This window comes from Synechococcus sp. CB0101, assembly GCF_000179235.2.
GTDB lineage: Bacteria > Cyanobacteriota > Cyanobacteriia > PCC-6307 > Cyanobiaceae > Vulcanococcus.
In genome coordinates this window covers 2,401,379-2,421,705 of record NZ_CP039373.1, presented here as the reverse complement: position 1 = coordinate 2,421,705, position 20,327 = coordinate 2,401,379, and the positions used below count along the sequence as shown (strand labels likewise).

Sequence of the window (20,327 nt, the reverse complement as noted above, 5' to 3'; positions counted from 1 at the left end):
TGATCCTAGAAATTGATCGAACGCGCAGCCGCTTCGGCCTTCAGCCAGCCGCGAGGGCACTGGCCTGAGCCTGCATCAATTTGAGGATGTTGAGGAAGCCATTGGCCCTTGAAGGGGTGAGGCTGGCCTGCAGGCCGGTTTCGCTGAGGAAACCGGGATCGATTCCAGCTGCAGCGCCGGGCTCAAGCCCTTCGAGCCCCTCGATCAACAGCGCCAGTAGGCCTTTGGTGATGGCCGCGTCGGAATCGCCCTGCCAGTGCAGCTTCCCATCCACCAACTGCCCCACCACGTACACCTGCGACACGCAGCCCTTCACCTTGAAGGCGTCGTTGCGGAATTCCTCCGGCAGAGGCTCGAGCTTCTTCGCCAGCCACAGCACGTATTCGTAGCGCCGCTTCGGGTCGGCGGTGCTTTTGAGGCGTTCAACGATCTGATCGAGCTTCTCGCTGCCTGTAGCCATCAACGGTGACGACGGATGCGCTGGAGTCCCAGCAGCATGGCAGTTGCCCCCAGGGCGCCGAGCCATCCCAGCGGATGGGGCCGATGCTGGCTGATCTGATCCAACTGGGCCTGACCGTGCTGCACGGGCATCTCCAGATAGTCGCGGTGGCCTGGGCCCCCATCCACCTGCAGCTCCCACTCGCCCTGGGCTTGCTTGGGCAGCGCGAAGCTCAGCTGGCCCTGGGCGTTGGTGCGGCCCAGATCGATGGCTTCTCCATCGGGTGCCACCAGGCGCACCACGGCATCGCTGGTGGGTTCGCCGTTGGAGAAGCGGCTTTCAAGCACCAGGCTGTCGGTGAGGCTTTCCAGCCGCGTGATGCTGCTCTCAATGCCGTGGGCCTGCCCAGCAGCGGGGCTCAAGATGAGCGCTACGGCCAGGGCGCGCAGGGCGGTGGATCGGGATTGCGTCATCGCCATGCCAATGGGAGCTGTGCCCAGCTAAGCGCCTGGGTTTCAGGCCGACCAGCGGTTACCTGAACTGCGGGTTTTGCCGGCTTGCACCATGTGAACCATCGAGCTCACCATCATCGAGAGGGCGTCGCCACTTTCCTGGCGGCCGCTCAGTTCTGCAGCGAGCACCTGCTCAGCAGCCGTGCCTCGGTTCACGCGGATACCGGGTGTCCGCCGGCTGGCATTGCTGGCGGACTGGAACGCGTCGTTGGCCTGGAGATCCACAGCTGAGGTCTTTGCCTGCACTGATCCTGCCAAAACCTGATCAGTGGCGCGAGGACGAGGCGGAGCTCTCAACAGCTTGCAACCAATGGATGCCCCGTTCATCCAGCCACCCCGGGAAGGGCACATCCCAGGCATCGCGGGGTAGTGCGGACACTAGGCACGCCGCGGGCAGCACCGCCAGGGCGGGGATCGATCCCCAGTGGGGATCGCAGCGCAGGCGATCAAACCAGCCGCCGCCGTAGCCCAGCCGGATCCCGGCTGCGTCGAAGGCCAGGGCTGGCGCCAGCAGCAGCCCCAGAGCCCTGGCTTCGAGATCGGGGCCTTGCGTTGGAGAGGGGATGCGGGTGTCGTCGGGGCTGAGGTCATCCCCCAGCTGCCAGGGGCGATAGCGCAGCTGCCCCTCGGCAATGCGTGGCAGCGCCAGGCGCTGCTGCAGCGAGGGGTGCTCGGCTAGCGGGCGCAGGTCGGCCTCGCCCGCTAGTGGCCAATAGATCCCGAGCCGCTGCTCACCATCGAGGTGCGCCGCCAGCCCCAGGGCGGCTTGCTGCAGGCCTGGCTCGGCAGCGGGCAGGTGCTTCAGCCGGTGGCTGCGATAGCGCCGGCGCCACTCCGCTTTGGTGTGGTCGGCCGGGGCTTCCGTCATCGCTGGAACCACCCGGTCAGAGCCGCCGCCAGCGCATCGGCCGCATCGTCAGGCCGGGGCGGGGTGTCGAGGTTGAGCTCGCGCATCACAGCGGCCAACACGTCGTCTTTCTCAGCGTGGCCATGACCGGCGAGGGCCAGCTTGATCTGCATCGGCGGAAATTCCACCACCGGGATCTGGAAGCGCGCCAGGGTCATCATCAGCACCCCGCGCGCCTGCACCACCGAAATCGTGGTGCTGGAGCGATAGAAGAAAAACTTCTCCACCACCGCCAGCTGGGGCTGCCAGGCGCGGATCAGCTGGCGCAGGTCGCGGGCGATCTCCACCATCCGCTCCCCTTCGCTGCGGCCGGGGTCGGTGCGGATGATCCCGCAATCCAGCAACCGCTGCTGCCCCCGGCCCGGGGTGCCCTCCACCTCAATCAGGCCGTAGCCCACCCGGGCCAGGCCGGGGTCAATGCCGAGGATCACCATGGAGCCCCGGCCATCGCTCAGGCCGCCAGCGCCAGTTCGAAGGCGCCGCGGTCGCTGGATTCAGGGCGCTCGAACACCTTGCAGAACACCTTCACCACGCGGTCGCCGGAGTCGATCTGCTCGAGGGGGTCCTTGCGCAGGCGGTGCCGCAAGCAGCAGGCGGCCACGCGGGCCACGTCGTCTTCGGTGACCTCGGTGCGGCCCTCGAAGGCAGCCAGAGCGCGGGCGGCGCGGTTGGTCACGATGTCGCCGCGCAGGCCGTCCACATCGAGCTCACCGCAGATGGCAGAGATGCGGATGCGCAGGTCGTCGTCGATCTGCACGTGGGGCAGACGGTTCTGCGCCTCCACCACCCGGGCCTGCAGCCCGTCCTGGGTGGTTTGCACGGCGTTGTTGAAGCCGTCGGGGTCGTTGTCGAACGCGGTGCGCTGATCCACCACCTGCACGCGCAGTTCGGGATCACGCACGGTGCGCACCTCCACGCTCATGCCGAAACGATCCAGCAGCTGCGGGCGCAGTTCGCCTTCCTCGGGGTTGCCGGAGCCGATCAGCACGAAGCGGGCCGGGTGGCGCACGCTCACGCCTTCACGCTCCACCGTGTTCCAGCCGGAGGCGGCCGAATCCAGCAGCACGTCCACCAGGTGGTCGTCCAGCAGGTTCACCTCATCCACATACAGCAGGCCGCGGTTGGCCTTGGCCAGCAGGCCGGGCTCAAACGCCCGCACGCCTTCGCTGAGCGCTTTCTCAATATCGATGGTGCCGCAGAGGCGGTCTTCGGTGGCGCCCAGGGGCAGGTCCACCATCGGCACCTGGCGCTTCTCGGTGGGCAACTGTTCGCCGTGCTCGGCCCGCTGGCGCACCTCGCTGCTCTGCAGGTCGGGGTCGGCGGGGGAGCTGTTGTAGGGGTCGCCCGCCACCACGTCGATCTCGGGTAGCAGATCAGCCAGGGCGCGGATCGTGGTGCTCTTGCCGGTGCCGCGGTCGCCCATGATCATCACGCCGCCAATGCGCGGATCGATCACGTTGAGCAGCAGGGCGAGCTTCATCTCCTCCTGACCCACGATGGCGGTGAAGGGGAAGACCCTGCGCTTGCGGGCTTGCATCAGTGAGAGGAGGCTGGCTGGTCTGGGGATTGTTTCACAGGCACCAGGCTCAGCACCTGCGGCGGTGTGGCATCGGCCGGGTAGATCAGGCGCACCCGCAGATCACGGCTGGCCCCGGGCGCCAGGCTCACCGTGCCGAGGGCCGGTCCCTCTTGCCCCACCCGTTGCACCAGGTGGAAGCTGCGCCGCCCGCCGGCCTGGCCGCTGCTGTTGTCGAGCCCAGTGGTTTCCACGCTGCCGCGGAACATCACCGATTTGCCGGGTTGGGGATTGAAGCGCAGGCCCCCCTGGGCTGTGTCGCTTTTCAGCGGTGATTCAAACGCCAGTTCCAGTTGCACCGGTTTGCTGCTGGTGTTGCGTAGCGGGATGGAGAGGTTGTATTCCACGCCGTAGTTGCCGTGGGCGGCCCAGGCTGTGCCGGGATAGAAGGCTTTCAGCTCAGCGGTCTGCACCTGGCCGGTGCCCAGGCTCCCCCGCTCCAGCGAGGCGATTGGCCAGGAGATCGGCGCGCTGCTGGCGGCCAGATAGGGCTTGCCCGGATCGGTGATTGTGCCGCTCCACACGCTGCCGATCTGCACGCCGCTGACGCGGGAATACACCATGCGGCCGCTGGCACCGCGAGGGGTGGGCTGATGCTCCTTGGGGCTCAGGCCACCGTTGAGCAGCTGAGCCCAAGACTCCGCTGCCGGGGGCTGATCACCGCTGCCGTAGGCCGCCAGGGTGGCCAGGCTGAGGGGGCCGGAGCTCTGTAGGCGGAGCTGTAGGTTGCGGCCGTTGAGCAGGGGGTCGAGGCCTTTCACCGGTAATGGCAGCACGATCAGCGTGCTGACGCGGCCAGGTTCCAGAGTCCAACGATCGGGCAGCAGCTTGTTGCGTTGGCGGGCCAGCAGTTCGGTGGCCACGCGGCTGCCAGGTCCGCTGTACACATGCCCGTCCTGGGGCATCAGCGCAGGCAGGGGCAAAAAGGGCGCCTCGGGCTGCTGCTTGTCGGTGGCCTGCGACAGCGCCGTGGAGCCGCCCAGCAGTTGCAATGACACCGGCTGGCTCCCGCGCGGTTCGGCCACCACCGCCAGCCATAGGGTCGAATCGAGGCTGTCCGGCTTGCCGGCATACACGTGGTGGCTGAACAGATCGAAGCGTCCGTTCAGGGCCACATCCAGATGGGCGTCCGGCTGCGGCCGGCCGGCCGTGGGGAAGGTGGACAGCAGGATCCCCGGCCCGCTGATCAGCTCCGGGTTGTTGTCGTTCACCACCAGCACCCCATCGAGCTGCCCTGGTAGGGGCGCAACGGTCTGGCGGCGCAGAATCGGCGCCGGCGGTGCTGGGGCCGCAGGGGTGGCGGCAGCCGGAGTGGCCGCCAGCAGCAGGGGCAGGATCATCGGGTTGCAGCAGGTGCGGCGCCACCGGGTTTGCCGATCAGAGCCCGGGCCACCTCGGCGGCCATGGCGCGGATCAGCTCGGTGGAGCGCGGGTCGTTGAACGGGCCTTTCACCATGAAAGCGGCCACGGCCCGCTGGCCGTTGGGCAGCTCGATCAAACCTCCATCGGCGTAGGCGATGCCGATGTCGCCGGTTTTGTTCAGCACCGTCACACCGTGGGCCAGCAGGGCGCTGTCGGGATCAGCTGAATCGCCTCCCAGACCCTTCAGCAGTCCAAGGGGCAGCAGGGTGTTGGTGCGGGAGGTGCCCATCACGCCGCGGAACAGGTCGCGGGCCCTGGGGCTGAGCATCTCGCCGGTGTCGACCAGGGCGATCGAACGGGCCAAATCCAGGGAGCTGGTGGTGTTGGTGCCGTCGAGGTCGGGCAGCCAGTTGTTCACCACCGTGGCCGTGAGGCCCATGGCCTGGAAGCGGGCGTTCAGGGCGACTTTCCCCCCCAGGCGCTTGATCAGCAGGTTGGTGGCGCTGTTGTCGCTCACCCGGATCATTTCGGTGGCGGCTTCCCAGAACGGGAAACGGGTGCCCACGGGTTTGCTGGCCATCCAGCCGGCGCCGCCCCCGATCACCTCCTTGGTGAGGGCAAGCGGCTCGTTCCAGCGCAGCTTGCCGGCATCGAGTTCTTCGAGCCCGGCCAACAGGATCGGGGTTTTGATCGAGCTGGCTGCCGGCATGGCGCGATCGGGCTGCAGCTGGGCGAAACGGCCGTCGTCGAGCACCAGCAAGTAGCCGCTGGCCTGCAGATCTTTGTGGCGTGCCGCCAGCTGAGCCCACTTCTGGCTCACGGCGGTGAGCTCGGTTTTCGGTTCAAACCGGCCCAGGGCCATGCCGCTGGGCAGGGGCTGGGCGGTGGGGAGCAGTGCTTGGGGCGCTTTGCTGGCGCCAGCTGGTTTTGCCCCGCCGGCCAGTTGCGGTGCCAGCAGCTTCAAGGTGGTGCCGGTGATCACCCCCAGGCCGATCCCCATCACCGTGAGCCGCAACACCAGGCGCAGCGGCCCCCCCAACCGGGGGTGCTGCTGGAGCGTTTGGGGCGGCTCGCGCTCACGGGTGCTGCCTGTCGGCGGTCGGACCGGACGTTAAGGGGTCCCTTGCCGCGCTGCCCAACGCAGTTGGCGCACCATGCCGCGCAGCAGGGCGACCTCAGGCTCCTGCACCTGGGCCCGCTGCAACAGTGCTCGCAGCTTGGCCATCCGCGCTGCTGCTGTATGGGGATAAAGGAAGCCCACCTCAAGCAGCAGCGCTTCGGCATCGGCCAGGGTCGCCTCTAGGGCGCCGCGCTCGCAGAGGTTGCCGAGGTCTGCTGGCTCGGTGCGCTCTGTGGTGCGGCAGGCCTGCAGTTCGTGCAGGCAGATCGCCACCGCATGGGAGAGGTTGAGCGACGCGTAGGCCTCACTGGTGGCCAGGCGCACCAGCCGTCCGGCCTGGAGCAGTTCGGCATTGCTGAGGCCGCGGTCCTCGCGGCCGAACACCAGGGCTGCGCCGGCATCGCCACGGCTGCCCTGCCAGAGCCAGCGGAGGGCAGGGGCTGGCTCGCTCAAGGGCAGGCTTTCGGTTTCGATGCGGCCGCTGGTGGCCACCACCCGCTGGCAGTCGGCAATCGCAGCGGCCAGATCGGGGTAGAGCTGGGCCTGCTCCAGTAGCGCTTCACCGTGCACTGCCATCTGGCGGGCTTCAGCACCGAGGTGATCGCAACGGGGCGCCACCAAGCGCAACTGATCGATGGCGAAGTTGGCGCAGAGCCGGGCCACGCTGCCCACATTGAGGGGGCCTGCAGGCTCCACCAACACCACAGCCAGGCTCATGTGAGCGTGTGCAGGTAGGCCAGCAGATCCGCCATGGCCTGGGGTTCGGGCTGGAAGCGCGGCATGGGCGGGGTGCGGCCGCTCACCACCTGCTGAATCAGCTGACGGTTGTTCTTGCGGCTGTCCACCCCGTGAAGGTTCGGCCCCACCAGACCCTGGGCGGCGATGCCATGGCATCCCGCGCAGTTGATCAGAAACAGCTGCTCGCCGCGATCCGCCGCTCCACTGAGCTGCAGGGTGCTGCGGGTGTAGGGGTCGCTGCGGGCTGCTGGAAGCACCACGAGCGACAGCACCACCACGCAGGCCGCCGCCAGCAGCACCAGGGCAGGAATCAAGCCTCGGCTGGTGCCGGTGCTCTCGGGGCTTTCAGGGGCGGACGGTGCAGTCACAGATGGTGAGAGTGGGTCGCGCTCGGCTCAAGCGCGTGAAAGAATTGTGCAACCAACACTGGTGCGCCACCCCATGATCGAACCCCTGCTCTGCGGCATCGTGCTCGGTCTGATTCCCGTGACCCTCACCGGCCTGTTTGTGGCGGCCTGGAACCAGTACCGCCGCGGCAGCGCTCTGGGCGGCTGAGCCCCCCCGCAGTTCCGAGTCAGGCAGCAGCACTGAGCATGAGCACGGTGCTGCTGCCATAACGCTTCTGCTTCAGCAGCTCCCAGCCCTCAAACTCCTTGCCAGTGCAGGCGGGCAGGGCCGATGAGCTGCATTCCAACAGCAGCAGGCCGTGGCCGCTGAGCCAGCCGCCTTGCCGCACCGCCTTTGCTACGGCTCCGTACAGACCAGCGGCGTAGGGAGGGTCGGCGTAGATCAGATCAAAGGGCTGCTGCTCTGCGGCGCGGCCCGCCTGAAGCCAGCGCACCACGTCCTGGCACACCACCTGCAGCTCGGGGGTAGGGGTTAGTCCAGAGGCGGTGAGCTCGAGATTGCTGCGGCTGGTGCTGGCCATGCCGCGCTGTTGATCCACCGCCACCACCGCCGCTGCACCGCGCTGCAAGGCTTCGCAGCCCATCACGCCGCTGCCGCAAAACAGATCGAGCCAGCGGCAGCCCGGGAGGTCGGCCGCCAGCATGTTCATCACCGCCAGGCGCACCCGCGATGGCGTCGGCCGGGCCGTGTCTCCCGGGGGGCTGTGCAGGCGGCGGCCACCGCTGAGACGCAAGCTCATTCCGGTTGGTTGACCCACGCCAGCCAGCGGCGCAGCATCGCTTCACCGCTGAGGCTCGATTTTTCAGGGTGGAACTGGCAGGCGCCGATGCGTCCCTGCCAAACGGCCGCGGTGATGCTGTGATCACCGAACGACACTGCCGCTGTGGTGCAGGCGGGATCGCTGGGCACAGCGGCATAGGAATGCACGAAGTACATCCAGGCGGGCTGGCCATCGGGCGGCACCAGCGGGCTGGGCGTCATCGGTTGCAGAGGCTCCCAGCCCATGTGGGGCACAGGGTGCCCCGGTTGTTTGGGGAGGGCGGCCACATGGCCGGGGATGAGGCCGAGCCCCTGCCGCGTGCCTTCATCACTGCCCTCAAACAGCAGCTGCAACCCCAGGCAGATGCCCAACAGGGCCCCACCAGCCCCGCACCATTCACGCAGCGCCTCCGCCAGGCCCGACTGCTCGAGCCGCTCCATGGCCGGATCAAAGGCCCCCACGCCGGGGAGCACCAACGCATCACACCCTTCCATCTCGGTGTTTGTGTGCACAGCCTGAATGCGGCAGCCGAGGCGTTCAAAGGCCCGCTGCACCGAGTGCAGATTGCCCATGCCGTAGTCGATCAGGCCGATGGTGCTCATGAACAGGAGAGGGCAGAGCGGATCCTTTCGCCAGGTTGCTCGATCGCCGGTGCCACCTCCAGCGGAAGATCATTGAGCCGGTCGATCAGCTGATAGAGCAGCCCCACCCGGCGGCGATCGAGGTGGAAGCGCAAGCAGGGCCGCAGGATGCCGTTGCTATCGCAGCTTTCGCCTTGGCTGAGGCTGCCCTCATCCACCAGATCGTCGAACTCGCGGTTGAGCTCGGCCACGGTGTCTGCGGGGAGCTCACTGTGCAGCAGCAGCTCCATCCGGTCTTCGGCGAACTGCGCCGTGTGGAACACCCGATAGAAATGACAGATGTGCTGCATCGCTTCGGCGGCGGTGCTGGCCTGTTTGAGCAGGCTGGTGTCTTCCGGGGAGATCAGGCCGCGGCTGGCCAGATCGTGTTGGATGTCCTGCAGCCAGTCGGGCCAGAAATGATCGCCGCTGGGGGCGAGCATCACCAGCGGGATCGGTGGTGTGCGGCCGGTTTGAATCAGGGTGAGCGATTCAAACAGCTCATCAAAGGTGCCGAAGCCGCCCGGCATCACCACCAGCGCATCGCTTTCACGCAGGAAAAACAGTTTGCGGGTGAAGAAGTAGCGGAAGTGCAGTAGACGCCCGTCGCAGGCATTCACGAAACGGTTGGCGTGCTGCTCAAACGGCAGATCCACATTGAGGCCGATGCTGTTCTCGCAGCCGGCTCCACTGTTGGCGGCCTCCATGATGCCGCCACCGGCGCCGGTCATCACCTCGAAGCCGCGGGCCACCGCTTCCACCGCCAGCTCCTGAGCAAGCCGGTAGGCCGGTTCGTCGCTGGTGGTTCGCGCCGAGCCGAACACGGTCACCTTGCGGGTCTGGCGGTGGGGAGCGAACACGCTCAAGCCATCGCGGATATCGGCCAGGGCACCGTTGATCAGCCGCCATTCATCGGCATCGTTGCTGCCCTTGGCGATCTCCAGGAGGCTCACGATGCTGCGTTCGATGGCGCGCCGCTGCGGGTGGTTCTGCAGCTCCTGATCGAGGGCCTGAAGGGGGCTCTGCTCCATCAACCGACGGGGGTGATTGGGGTGGACTGACGCATGAAAAAAGCCCGGCAGCTGCGCCGGGCTTTGAGGCTATCGGGCCGCGGATGCGAGCCTTCGCTGCATCAGAGGTATTTGGCGATCGTGCCGGAGAGGGTGGTCTTGGGCACGGCACCCACCACGGTGTCCACCTTCTGGCCGTCCTTGAACACCATCAGGGTGGGGATGCTGCGGATGCCGTACTGGCTGGCGACGTTGGGGTTCTCGTCGGTATTCAGCTTGAACACCTTGATCTTGCCCTCAAACTCCTTGGCGATCTCGTCAACGATCGGGGCCACCATGCGGCAGGGACCACACCAGGGGGCCCAGAAATCCACAAGCACTGGCACATCACTCTTGAGCACGTCTTGCTCGAAGGATGCGTCGGTGACGGCTGCGGCGCTGGACATCCGAGGTTGGGTCAGTGTTTTGGGAATCTAGCAACGGTTTCCAGCTTGCCTTCAGGGCTGCCGGAACTCGTAAAGAAGACAGAAGGCCCGGTCGCGCCGGGCCAGGGGGTGTGAGGAGTGTGTGGGCCGGAGCCCGCACGGTACGAGGGTAACGCCGCTGTCTTCAGCGTCTGTGTGGCAGGCCTATTTGCCCATGCCCAGCTGCTGGGCCTTCTGATACACCTTGCCCTCGGTGAGCAGCGAAGGAGCCACCACCACTTCCACCTGTTGCATCTCCTTGAGCGTGCGGGCGCCAAGGGTGCCCATGGAGGTGCGGATGCAGCCCAGCAGGTTCTGCGTGCCGTCGTCGAGGGAGGCGGGGCCGCGCAGGATTTTCTCCAGGCTGCCGGTGGTGCCCACCTTGATGCGGGTACCGCGGGGTAGCACAGGGCTCGGGGTGGCCATGCCCCAGTGGAAGCCGCGGCCGGGGGCCTCGGCGGCGCGGGCGATCGGGGAACCGATCATCACGGCGTCGGCGCCGCAAGCCAGGCACTTGCAGATGTCACCGCCGGTGACGATGCCGCCGTCGGCCACGATCGGCACATAGCGACCGCTTTCGGCCATGTAATCGTCGCGGGCGGCGGCGCAATCGGCGACCGAGGTGGCTTGGGGGATGCCGATGCCCAGCACGCCGCGGCTGGTGCAGGCGGCGCCAGGGCCGATGCCCACCATTACGCCGGCGGCGCCGGCACGCATCAGCTTCAGCGCCACCTCATAGGTCACGCAGTTGCCGATGATCACCGGCACACCGAAATCGCGGCAGAGGGCTTCCAGATCGAGGCTCTCTTGACCTTCAGGGCCGATGTGCTCGGTGCTCACCACCGTGGCCTGCACAAAGAAGAGATCAGCGCCGGCTTCGGCGATGGCCTTGCCGAATTTGAGGGCGGCCACGGGGGTGGCGCTCACCGCCGCAATGCCGCCGCGCTCCTTGATCTCGGCGATCCGCTTGCGGATCAGGTCTTCACGCACCGGCTGGCTATAGAGCTCCTGCATCAGCGGCACGAACTCCTCCTTGCCCACCGCCGCGATGCGATCGAGGGCGGGGTTGGGGTCGTCGTAGCGGCACTGCACGCCCTCAAGATTCAGCACGCCAAGGGCGCCCTGCTTGGTGAGCTCCACGCACATGCCCACATCCACCACGCCGTCCATGGCGCTGGCGATGATCGGGATTTCGCGGGTCACACCGCCCAGGGTCCAGCTGCTGTCGGTGACCGCCGGATCAACGGTGCGACCGCCTGGTACCAGAGCGATCTCATCGATGCCGTAGGCGCGGCGAACAGTGCGAGAACGACCGAGCTGAATCTCCACCGAAATCCGTGACGCAATCGAGCCAAGCTATCAACCGGCCCGATAACGCCCCTCTGTGGAGATCGGGTTAGCTGCGGCCGCGGAAGCTCTTCCAGCGCTGCTTCACGCCCTCGATCACCTCGTGGCGGTCGTTGCTGCGCACCAGGCGGCTGAGGCTGAACTGCACCACCGCCACCAGGCCCGCTAGCTCGAGCAGCCCGGGCAGAAGCGGAATGCTCTCCAGAACGCCCAACACGGCGGAGTACACCCGCAGCACCAGCAGCAGAGCAATCAATCCGGCCAGCAGGCTCAGCGGTGTGCGAGCGGCCTGCCACTGCTCCTGCAGTTGCCCGCTGCTGATCCAGGTCCGCACTTTCTCCACCAGCAGATCCCATTCGCCACCCTCTTGATCGGTGGCGGGAGCTTGAACCTGCGGGCTGGCGGGTACCTCGATCGTGCTCGCCACGGTGGGCACCTCCAGGGGGACTGCTGCGGGGGCCGGCTCGACGACGGGAGGTGTGGGCTCAGCTGCGGCGGCCGTCTCGGCGGCGGCAACGACCGGGGTCTCCACCGGTGTGGTCTCCGCGCTGGGCGCTTCGGCGGCAGCTGTTTCAGCTGCCGTGGTGTCCGCAGGGGCTGCTTCGGCTGCTTGCACCACGGGTTCGCTCTGCTGCTCGCTTTCGGGCTTGAGATCAGCAGCGTCGGCCATGGTCGGGGGCAAGTGCTTCAGCCGGGGAGCTTACGGCCGATTTCCTGCCTCGTTTACTCGAGGGGCACAAGTGCCGGGCGTTGCGGCAGGCCCACCAGCGGCAGGTGGATTGGGAATCGGCCGCTGCATAGCCGCTCGCACAGCTCGAGGGCCATCTCCTCAGCCAAGCGAGGGCTGTGGGCCGGTGCGCAGCGCAGGCGCTGATCGCCCAACACCAGTTCGCCGCTCAAGAGCTCGGCGTAGTTCACGCTGCCCAGGCTGGGGCGCACCCGGCGCGGGACTCCGTAATCCAGCACTGGCGCCTGCAGTTGAGCGTGGGTGCAGGCTGCCTGGCGGGCCGCTGAGAGATTGAGCAGCGGCACCGGCGCCGCCACGGCCACCAGCAGGCCGCTGCCCTCCTGCCGTTGGTGGCAAGCGCGGATCCAGCGCTGCTCCAAGCCGTGCAGATCCACGCTCACCGCGCAGCTCGCCCCAGGGCTCAGGGCATGGCCGCTGGCTTGGCGCCGCACCTGGGGCTGATGGCCGGCACCAGCCCCGCTCACCCAGCCCACGGCGCCGGCTACCAGCACCGGTGAGCCGGGGCCCAGGGCGTGCAGGCCAGGCATGGTGAACCCGATGCTGCCGGCCCCGCCGCAACTGAACAGGGCGCTGCCCAGCGGGCCCAGCACGGGGCCCCAGGGGGTGGGGGTGAGGCCATCGCGGCTGCTCACCGCCACCACGCCGTTTTCAGCGATGGCGCGGTGCAGCAACAGCTGGCCTGCGCCGATCTCCGCCAAAGACAGTTGCGTTTCCAGCTCCTGACGGGGGTGCTGGGGGCTGGCCAGGCCGCTGGCGCTGAAGGGCAGGCGCTGCCCCAGCAGCAACGCCTCAAGGGCAGCGGCGCCGCCGCCCTGCATCGGCAGCACCAAGTCGGTGTTGCCATGGCCGCCGCCGGCTTCGGCGGATCCCAATCGGCCGCGTTCGATCCGCATCGGTGGATCGCTCGGCCCGAGGTGCAGCACCAAGGAGGCCTGTGCGGTGAAACCGGCCTCTCCCGCCGCCACCACATGGGTTTGGCGAAAGGCCTCCTGCAGGCCGTGCTCGGCGACGCGCGCGCGAAAGCGCTCAGCCGTGCACACCCGCAGATCGCCGCGCTGCTGCAAAGCGATCAGCTCAGACTCGCTTCGGACGGGTGCATCCCCGCGGGCGGCAGACACAGGCGCAACAACCGATAAAATGCGTTCTAATCAAAGTCCTGTCGAATGGCGGATCCAACCGAACCCGGCGCGTTGACACCCGGGGGTGGTGACGGATCTGGTGGCCCAGGCGATTCCGATAGCCGCATCATCCAGGCCGACCTTCGGAACGAAATGTCGCGCTCCTACCTGGAGTACGCGATGAGCGTGATCGTGGGCCGGGCCTTGCCCGATGCCCGCGACGGCCTCAAACCGGTGCATCGCCGCATCCTCTACGCGATGTACGAGCTGGGCCTCACCAGCGATCGGCCTTACCGCAAATGCGCTCGTGTGGTGGGTGAGGTGCTCGGTAAGTACCACCCCCACGGCGACACCGCGGTGTATGACGCCCTGGTGCGGATGGCGCAGGACTTCTCCATGCGCATGCCGTTGATCGACGGCCACGGCAACTTCGGTTCGGTGGATAACGATCCCCCCGCCGCCATGCGATACACCGAATCGCGGCTGCAGGCGCTCACCACCGACAGCCTGCTCGAAGACATCGAGTGCGAAACCGTCGATTTCATCGACAACTTCGACGGTTCCCAGCAGGAACCCACGGTGATGCCCTCGCGCATCCCGCAGCTGCTGCTCAACGGCTCCACCGGCATCGCCGTGGGGATGGCGACCAACATCCCTCCCCACAACCTCACAGAGCTGATCGATGGCCTGCTGGCGCTGATCGAGAACCCGGAGCTCGAAGACCGTGAGCTGATGCGGCTCATCCCCGGGCCCGACTTCCCCACCGGCGGCCAGATCCTCGGCCGCAGCGGCATCCGCGAGATGTACACCACCGGCCGCGGCTCGGTGACGATGCGTGGTGTGGCCTCGATCGAAACGATCGAAGCGAAGGGCCGCCCGGATCGCGATGCGGTGATCATCACCGAGCTTCCGTATCAAACCAACAAGGCGGCGCTGATCGAGCGCATCGCCGAGCTGGTGAACGACAAGAAGCTCGAAGGCATCGCCGACATCCGCGACGAATCCGATCGCGACGGCATGCGCATCGTGATCGAGCTGCGGCGCGATGCCTACCCGCAGGTGGTGCTCAACAACCTGTTCAAGCTCACGCCGCTGCAGAGCAACTTCAGTGCCTACATGCTGGCGCTGGTGAAGGGCGAGCCGGTGCTGCTCACCCTGCGCAAGATGCTCGAGGTGTTCCTCGACTTCCGCGTCGAGACGATTGAGCGCCGGACCCGCTATCTGCTGCGCAAAGCCGAAGAGCGCGACCACATCCTGCTCGGCTTGTTGATTGCGCTCGACAATCTCGACGCCATCATCGCCCTGATCCGCAGCGCTGCTGACACCGCCACTGCCCGAGCCCAGCTGATCGAGCAGTTCGGCCTCAGTGAGATCCAGGCTGACGCGATCCTGCAGATGCAGCTGCGGCGCCTCACCGCTCTCGAGGCCGACAAGATCCGCCTCGAGCACGAGGATCTGCTCGCCAAGATCACCGACTACAAAGACATCCTGGCCCGCAAGGAGCGGGTGCTGGCGCTGATCACCGAAGAGCTGGGAGTGCTGCGCTCCCGCTATGACTCCCCCCGCCGCACCGAGATCCTCGATGTGGAAGGCGGCCTTGAAGACATCGACCTGATCGCCAACGAGCGCTCGGTGGTGCTGCTCACCGAGAACGGCTATCTCAAGCGGATGCCGGTGAGCGAATTCGAAGCCACCAGCCGCGGCACCCGTGGCAAGGCCGGCACCCGCAGCCAGGGCGAAGAGGCGGTGCGGCTGTTCATCAGCTGCAACGACCACGATTCGCTGCTGCTGTTCTCCGACCGCGGTGTGGTGTACACCGTGCCGGCCTATCGGGTGCCGCAGTGCAGCCGCACCGCTAAAGGCACGCCGATCGTGCAGCTGCTGCCGATCCCGCGCGAAGAGCAGATCACCTCTCTACTGGCGGTGAGTGAATTCGCCGAAGACGCGGTGCTGGTGATGCTCACCAGCGGCGGTTACATCAAGCGCACCCGCCTCTCGGCCTTCGCCAACATCCGCTCCAACGGTCTGATTGCGATCTCGTTGGAAGAAGGCGATGCCCTCACCTGGGTTCGTCTCGCCCAGCCCGGCGACAGCCTGCTGATCGGCTCCCGCAACGGGATGACGATTCACTTCCGCCTCAGCGATGAGGAGCTGCGGCCCCTGGGCCGCACCGCTCGCGGCGTGCGGGCGATGAATCTGCGCCCCGGCGATCAGCTGGTGAGCATGGATGTGCTGCCGGTGGAGCTCGCCGATCGGGTGGAAAGCAGCAGTGCTGCCGCCGATGAAGAAGACACCGAAGAGGTGCCCCCCAGCGAGGGGCCCTGGGTGCTGGTGGCTTCCGCCAGCGGCCTCGGCAAGCGGGTGCCGGTGGATCAGTTCCGCCTGCAGAAGCGGGCTGGCATGGGCCTGCGCTGCATGAAGTTCCGCCGCGATGGCGATGTGTTGGTGGGTCTGAAGGTGCTCGGCGCCGGAGAGGAACTGCTGCTGGTGAGCGAGAAGGGCGTGATCGTGCGCATGCAGGCTGACGCGGTGCCGCAACAGTCGCGAGCGGCTACCGGCGTGCGCCTGCAGCGCCTGGATTCCGGCGATCGCCTTTCAGAGGTGGTGCTGGTGCCACCGGCTCCGGAGGAAGAAGACGAGCTCGAGGGCCTCGAAGCCCCAGCTGCTGCAGACAGTGCAGCGCCGGATGCCTGATTCCAGGCACGACGTTGTCGTCATCGGGGCCGGTCCGGCGGCCCTCTGCATCGCCGCCGCTCTTGCTGAGCGGGGCGTTGCAGTGCAAGGGCTGGCGCCTGACGATCCCGCAGCGCCCTGGCCGAACACCTATGGCATCTGGGGCCCGGAAGTGGATGCCCTCGGTTTGGGCCATCTCCTCGGCCATCGCTGGCGCGACACCCGCAGCTATTTCGGCGATCGGCTCGCCAGCCCCGCCGTTCAACACGGCATCGACTACGGCCTCTTCGACAAGACCGCCCTGCAGCAGCACTGGTGGCAACCGTGTCAGCAGGCTGGCCTGGTGTGGCATCTCGGTCGGGCGGCCTCGATCGACCACGACCCGCAAGGCTCGGTGGTGATCACCGACGCAGGCGAGCGGCTCGCTGCCCGGCTGGTGATTGATGCCAGTGGCCACCACTCCCCGTTTGTGACGCGCCCTGATGAAGGCCCTGTGGCGGGGCAGGCGGCCTACGGAATCGTGGGCCGTTTTTCAGCGCCGCCTGTGGATCCGGGGCAGTTTGTGCTGATGGATTACCGCTGTGATCACCTCAGCGAGGCGGAGCAGCGCTGCGGTCCACCCACCTTCCTTTACGCGATGGATTTCGGTGAGGGGGTGTTTTTTGCGGAGGAAACGTCGCTCGCGCTCGCTCCTGCGGTTCCTTACGACGTGCTCAAGGACCGCTTGCTGCGCCGGCTCGCCCTGCGCGGCATCACCGTGGAGGAGGTGCAGCACGAGGAGTTCTGCCTCTTCCCGATGAATTTGCCCTTGCCGGATCTGCAGCAGCGGGTGGTGGGCTTCGGCGGCTCAGCCGCGATGGTGCATCCTGCCTCGGGCTACATGGTGGGGGCGCTGCTGCGGCGCGCGCCGGCCTTGGCTGAGGCGATCGCCACAGGGCTGCAGCAGCGCGATGCTTCGGCGGATCAGTTGGCCTGTACGGCTTGGCAAGCGCTTTGGCCGCTGGAGCTGCAACGCAAACACGCGCTTTATCGCTTTGGCCTCGAGAAGTTGATGCGCTTTTCGGAGCCGCAGCTCCGCGCTCATTTCCGCACGTTCTTCGGCCTGCCGCGGGAGCAGTGGTATGGCTTCCTCACCAACACCCTCAGCCTCCCTCAGCTCATTGCCGCCATGGTGAGGCTGTTCATCACGGCACCCCTCGCGGTGAAGGCTGGGCTGATGGGGATGCAGGGCAGCGAGCTGCAGCTGGGCCTGCGCATGCTTAGGCCGTAGCCCCAGCGCAGGAACTGCCCTGGCCGGCGGTGCAGCCATAGCAGTGGTTGCCCCAGCGAATCGCTCTGTTTTGGAGCTGTTCCAGGGTGATCGCCTCGATCGTGGAGGCGTCACCAGCCAGCGGCAACTCCAGCATCTGGTTGAAGTCGCAGTCGTAGAGCCGACCATCGGCCGCCACCGAGAGGGTGTCGCGGCACATCAGCCCGTCGAGGGCGTTGGCGTTGAAGGCGCCCTGCAGCAGCTTGAGATAGCAGTTCACGTGGCCATCGCGTTGCAGCTGCTCGAGAAAGCGGGCGATCGGCATGTTGTTGAGGCCGATCAGCTGATCGAACTGCACCCCCGCCAGCTCCTGCAGGCGCCGTTTCCAGGCGGCCGTGTCGCAGGGGGTGAGCTGCTGCAGGCGGGTGCCCTCGGGGTTGCTCATCAAGGTGAGCTGCCGCTTGGGATCACCCTGGCCATAGCCGAGCGCATTCAGCTGCTGCAGGGCTTGGATCGAAGCCTCCCAGGTGCCATCGCCACGTTGGGCATCGGTGCTCTCTGCTTCTGGCTGGGGCAGGCTCGCCACGATTTCCACCTGCTCCCGGGCCAGGAATGCCGCCAGATCGCTGAGTGCCGGCAGCAGCAGCACCGTGAGGTTGCAGCGATCGATCACATGGCAACCCTGCTGGCGCGCTGCCCGCACTAGATCGCGAAAGCGCGGGTGCAGCTCCGGCGCACCACCGGTGAGATCCACCACGGCTGGCCGCAGGCGCTCCATCGCGGCGATGCACTGGTTCACCACCGCATCCGCCATCTGGGTGTGGCCCTGATGGGGGCCGGCATCCACATGGCAGTGGCTGCAGCGCATGTTGCAGAGCTTGCCCAGGTTGAGCTGCAGCACCCGCAGCGGGCCGCGCAGCGGCAGCGCCAGCCCCTCGCCGGCGAGATGCTGCGGGAACTCGAGCGCCTCAGGCAGGGCCTGCTCCAACAGCTGCAGCTGTTCAGCTGGCGAAAGGGCGGGCGATCGAGGCATGGATGGCAGTGGCGTCAGCCGGCCGGTGTGGTGGGGATCTGCGCCCAGTCGGCGGCGTTGATCAACGGGAACAGGCCGTCTTCAGCCTGCACGGCCTCGAGCCAGCCCTGCGGGAGCGGCTCACCGCTGTCGATGGCGCCCAGCAGCTGCCAGAAACGGCCCAGATGGCGTTCAATCCGCTCACGCGCCAGTTCGGTGGTGGTGCCGGCCCGCAGGATGAAGCTCCAATCGGAGCTCTGGGCCAGCAGCAGTTCCCGGCCCGCTTGGTTGAGCAGCTCCCGCGCCTCCTCGCTGCCCACGCCGCGGCTCACCCGCGCCACCATCGCCCGTGAGGCTCGGTTCCACTCGGGGATGATCCAGGCGTTGCTGTCGTTGAGCCAGTAGTTGTGATAACCCCCTTGCCCCCAGCTGGAGGGGGAGGGCTGGCAGAGCTGCAGGTTGTCGCCGCGGGTAAGGGTGTCGCGCAGGGTGGCGAGCCCCACGCCGCTGGCGGGTGCCTGGCGGAACAGTTCCGCCAGGAAGCGCGGGCCTTCAAACCACCAGTGGCCAAACAGTTCGGCATCGAAGGGGGCCACCAGCAGTGGTGGACGCTCCATGGCGTTCTGTAGGTGCTGCAAGTGCCGGGCCCGTCCTTGCAGGTAGTGCGCTGCATCGCGCTGGGCGCTGGCATGGGCGGCGGCTGGCTCATAGGCCTGCTTGGCATCGAGGCCGCAGTCGCGGCTGCTCACCCGGTGCAGCTTCAGGCCCAGGGGCCGGCGGCAGCCAATGCCGCGCTGTTCGAGTTCGCCCTCGGGGAGATCCCAGCCCAGATCCCGGTGGAATTCGCGGTAGCTGGCATCCCCGGGGTAGCCATCGCGGGCGCTCCACACCGGCAGGGTGGATTCGCTGTCTCGCCCGAAGAAGGCCATCCCCGCTGGGGTGCAGATGGGGGCATACACGCCGTAGCGAGGCCTGGGTTGGCCATGCAGCAGGCCGTGGGCGTCGAGGATGGCGTAGCGCAGGCCGCAGCTCACCAGCAGCCGATCGAGGCCTTCGTAGTAGGCGCATTCCGGCAGCCAGATGCCCTGGGGCCGCACCCCCAGCAACCGCTGGTGTTCGCGCACGGCGGTGAGCAATTGAGCCCGCACGGCTTCGGGGGAATCGCGCAGCAGCGGCAGGTAGCCGTGGGTGGCGGCGCAGGTGAGGAGATCCAGCACCCCAGCTTGTTGCAAGCGCTGGAAGCGCGGCAGCAGGTTGCCGTTGCAGCGTTGCCATGCCGCTGAAGCACTGCTCAGTTGCTGGGCGAGATCGGCGGCGGCGGCTTCAAAGCCTGCCGGGGCCTGCAGCAGTAGTTCCTGGCGCACCGCCAGCCACGGGACGAACCGCTCGCTGAGGGCGCGGCTGCTGAGCAACGAGAGCAGCGTGGGCGAGAGGCCCATGCTCAGCCGGGGGCGCTGGGCTGGATCGGCGGCGGCCGTCTCCAGCACGTCCAGCAGGGGTAGGTAGCACTCAAGCAGCGCCTGGAAATACCAGTCTTCTTCCAGCGAACCCGGTTCGCTGGAGTGCACGTAGGGCAGATGCGCGTGCAGCACCAGGGCGAGTTCGCCGTGGCTGGTGCTCTCCGTAGCCAGTGCGCCGCTGGCCAAGGACCCAGCTCAGAGTGGGGCGACTTTACGCGCTGCTTTTAGTCTCAAGCCAGCGATTTGGCAGCGATGCAGCTGGCTCTGGCGGTCGACGGCCACAGCATGTTCTATGTGCAGCAGAAGCTGGGCTGGTTTTTCGACCCCCGCCGACTGCTCGCCTACGCCACGGCGACGCCCGGTGTGGAGATCAGCAGCGCCTTCTGGTACACGGGCCTCAAAGACCCCACCGACCAGCGGCCGTTCCGCGATGCCCTCACCAGCCTGGGGTTCACCGTGCGCACGAAGCCCCTGCGGGAGGTGGGTGGTGAGGCGGATCAGCGCCAGTTCGCCCGCGCCAATCTCGATGTGGAGGTCGCGATCGACCTACTGGCGGTCGCCCACCGCACCGATGAGGTATGGCTGCTGAGCGGCAGCCGCGACCTGGAGCGCCTGGTGGAGGTGTTGCGGATCAAAGGCCTGAAGGTGGTGCTGGTGAGCACCGATGGCATGGTGCCCCGGGAGCTGCGCAACGCCGCCGATCGCTTCCTCGATCTGGCGGAGCTGCGGCCGCAGCTGGAGAAAACCGAGCACCAGCAGGCGGCCTTTGGCCGCAGCTGAGCCCTCAGCCCTAGGATGGGCCTA

Annotated in this window: 23 protein-coding genes; 4 read left to right on the top strand and 19 right to left on the bottom strand. The window is 67.2% G+C overall.

Annotated features, from left to right (window positions below; all coding sequences use genetic code 11):
• Positions 1-40: 40 nt before the first annotated feature.
• From CB0101_RS13120 to CB0101_RS13075, 10 genes are all read right to left on the bottom strand, one after another.
• Positions 41-460 (bottom strand): SufE family protein, encoded by a 420-nt coding sequence (locus tag CB0101_RS13120; RefSeq protein WP_010303701.1) that lies wholly within the window; start codon positions 458-460, stop codon positions 41-43.
• Positions 460-912, bottom strand: a complete 453-nt coding sequence (locus CB0101_RS13115) for a hypothetical protein (protein ID WP_010303699.1) — start codon at positions 910-912, stop codon at positions 460-462. Before CB0101_RS13115 ends, CB0101_RS13120 begins: the two co-directional genes overlap by 1 nt.
• 42 nt (positions 913-954) lie before the next feature.
• A complete protein-coding gene (locus CB0101_RS13110; protein WP_246833773.1) occupies positions 955-1,209 on the bottom strand; it encodes a hypothetical protein in 255 nt (84 codons plus the stop codon).
• 7 nt (positions 1,210-1,216) lie between these two features.
• On the bottom strand, positions 1,217-1,819 hold the full coding sequence (locus CB0101_RS13105; RefSeq protein WP_010303694.1) for a 5-formyltetrahydrofolate cyclo-ligase: 603 nt from the start codon (positions 1,817-1,819) through the stop codon (positions 1,217-1,219).
• Positions 1,816-2,292 carry a crossover junction endodeoxyribonuclease RuvC gene (gene ruvC, locus CB0101_RS13100; protein ID WP_010303692.1) on the bottom strand — a complete coding sequence of 159 codons (477 nt, stop codon included), beginning with the start codon at positions 2,290-2,292 and terminating at the stop codon, positions 1,816-1,818. Before ruvC ends, CB0101_RS13105 begins: the two co-directional genes overlap by 4 nt.
• Positions 2,293-2,309: 17 nt before the next feature.
• Positions 2,310-3,398, bottom strand: a complete 1,089-nt coding sequence (gene bchI, locus CB0101_RS13095) for a magnesium chelatase ATPase subunit I (protein WP_029552727.1) — start codon at positions 3,396-3,398, stop codon at positions 2,310-2,312.
• On the bottom strand, positions 3,395-4,774 hold the full coding sequence (locus CB0101_RS13090) for a DUF3370 domain-containing protein (RefSeq protein ID WP_010303688.1): 1,380 nt from the start codon (positions 4,772-4,774) through the stop codon (positions 3,395-3,397). Before CB0101_RS13090 ends, bchI begins: the two co-directional genes overlap by 4 nt.
• Positions 4,771-5,817: a serine hydrolase gene (locus tag CB0101_RS13085; protein WP_043716941.1), complete on the bottom strand. Its 1,047-nt coding sequence runs from the start codon at positions 5,815-5,817 to the stop codon at positions 4,771-4,773. The genes CB0101_RS13090 and CB0101_RS13085 overlap by 4 nt, the downstream gene beginning before the upstream one ends.
• A 90-nt stretch (positions 5,818-5,907) precedes the next feature.
• Positions 5,908-6,633, bottom strand: a complete 726-nt coding sequence (locus CB0101_RS13080; protein ID WP_010303684.1) for an RNA methyltransferase — start codon at positions 6,631-6,633, stop codon at positions 5,908-5,910.
• Complete coding sequence (locus CB0101_RS13075) at positions 6,630-7,022, bottom strand: cytochrome c (RefSeq protein WP_029552726.1); 393 nt, start codon at positions 7,020-7,022, stop codon at positions 6,630-6,632. The genes CB0101_RS13080 and CB0101_RS13075 overlap by 4 nt, the downstream gene beginning before the upstream one ends.
• 73 nt (positions 7,023-7,095) lie before the next feature.
• Here CB0101_RS13075 and petG point away from each other — a divergent pair, with 73 nt between their 5' ends.
• A complete protein-coding gene (petG, locus tag CB0101_RS13070; protein ID WP_010303680.1) occupies positions 7,096-7,209 on the top strand; it encodes a cytochrome b6-f complex subunit V in 114 nt (37 codons plus the stop codon).
• Between the two features lie 19 nt (positions 7,210-7,228).
• Here petG and rsmD read toward each other — a convergent pair whose 3' ends face one another.
• The 7 genes from rsmD to CB0101_RS13035 all read right to left on the bottom strand — a co-directional run bounded on the left by rsmD (position 7,229) and on the right by CB0101_RS13035 (position 13,129).
• Positions 7,229-7,801 carry a 16S rRNA (guanine(966)-N(2))-methyltransferase RsmD gene (rsmD, locus tag CB0101_RS13065; protein ID WP_010303678.1) on the bottom strand — a complete coding sequence of 191 codons (573 nt, stop codon included), beginning with the start codon at positions 7,799-7,801 and terminating at the stop codon, positions 7,229-7,231.
• On the bottom strand, positions 7,798-8,424 hold the full coding sequence (hisH, locus tag CB0101_RS13060) for an imidazole glycerol phosphate synthase subunit HisH (RefSeq protein ID WP_010303675.1): 627 nt from the start codon (positions 8,422-8,424) through the stop codon (positions 7,798-7,800). The genes rsmD and hisH overlap by 4 nt, the downstream gene beginning before the upstream one ends.
• Entirely contained in the window at positions 8,421-9,473 is a 1,053-nt protein-coding gene (locus CB0101_RS13055; protein ID WP_010303673.1) for a TIGR00730 family Rossman fold protein, read from the bottom strand. The genes hisH and CB0101_RS13055 overlap by 4 nt, the downstream gene beginning before the upstream one ends.
• 101 nt (positions 9,474-9,574) lie before the next feature.
• The gene (gene trxA, locus CB0101_RS13050) at positions 9,575-9,898 is read right to left on the bottom strand and encodes a thioredoxin (protein WP_010303670.1); all 324 of its coding nucleotides are present in this window, start codon (positions 9,896-9,898) and stop codon (positions 9,575-9,577) included.
• Between the two features lie 183 nt (positions 9,899-10,081).
• The gene (locus CB0101_RS13045; RefSeq protein WP_010303668.1) at positions 10,082-11,245 is read right to left on the bottom strand and encodes a GuaB3 family IMP dehydrogenase-related protein; all 1,164 of its coding nucleotides are present in this window, start codon (positions 11,243-11,245) and stop codon (positions 10,082-10,084) included.
• A gap of 67 nt (positions 11,246-11,312) precedes the next feature.
• A complete protein-coding gene (locus CB0101_RS13040; RefSeq protein ID WP_010303666.1) occupies positions 11,313-11,933 on the bottom strand; it encodes a CAAD domain-containing protein in 621 nt (206 codons plus the stop codon).
• Positions 11,934-11,986: 53 nt separating this feature from the next.
• Entirely contained in the window at positions 11,987-13,129 is a 1,143-nt protein-coding gene (locus CB0101_RS13035; protein ID WP_029552725.1) for a homocysteine biosynthesis protein, read from the bottom strand.
• 45 nt (positions 13,130-13,174) lie between these two features.
• On the opposite strand from CB0101_RS13035, the gene gyrA reads away from it, so the two are divergent.
• Together gyrA and crtL are read left to right on the top strand one after the other, a co-directional pair.
• Positions 13,175-15,823 carry a DNA gyrase subunit A gene (gene gyrA / locus CB0101_RS13030; RefSeq protein WP_043716927.1) on the top strand — a complete coding sequence of 883 codons (2,649 nt, stop codon included), beginning with the start codon at positions 13,175-13,177 and terminating at the stop codon, positions 15,821-15,823.
• Positions 15,816-17,072, top strand: coding sequence for a lycopene beta cyclase (gene crtL, locus CB0101_RS13025; RefSeq protein WP_029552724.1), 1,257 nt, complete (start codon positions 15,816-15,818; stop codon positions 17,070-17,072). Before gyrA ends, crtL begins: the two co-directional genes overlap by 8 nt.
• Here crtL and arsS read toward each other — a convergent pair.
• Together arsS and CB0101_RS13015 are read right to left on the bottom strand one after the other, a co-directional pair.
• Positions 17,062-18,084 carry an arsenosugar biosynthesis radical SAM (seleno)protein ArsS gene (arsS, locus tag CB0101_RS13020; protein WP_010303657.1) on the bottom strand — a complete coding sequence of 341 codons (1,023 nt, stop codon included), beginning with the start codon at positions 18,082-18,084 and terminating at the stop codon, positions 17,062-17,064. The two genes, crtL and arsS, sit on opposite strands and share 11 nt — an antisense overlap.
• Positions 18,085-18,098: 14 nt before the next feature.
• A complete protein-coding gene (locus CB0101_RS13015) occupies positions 18,099-19,709 on the bottom strand; it encodes a glycoside hydrolase family 57 protein (protein WP_010303654.1) in 1,611 nt (536 codons plus the stop codon).
• A gap of 66 nt (positions 19,710-19,775) precedes the next feature.
• On the opposite strand from CB0101_RS13015, the gene CB0101_RS13010 reads away from it, so the two are divergent.
• Positions 19,776-20,303: an NYN domain-containing protein gene (locus CB0101_RS13010; protein WP_010303652.1), complete on the top strand. Its 528-nt coding sequence runs from the start codon at positions 19,776-19,778 to the stop codon at positions 20,301-20,303.
• The last annotated feature ends 24 nt before the right edge of the window (positions 20,304-20,327 follow it).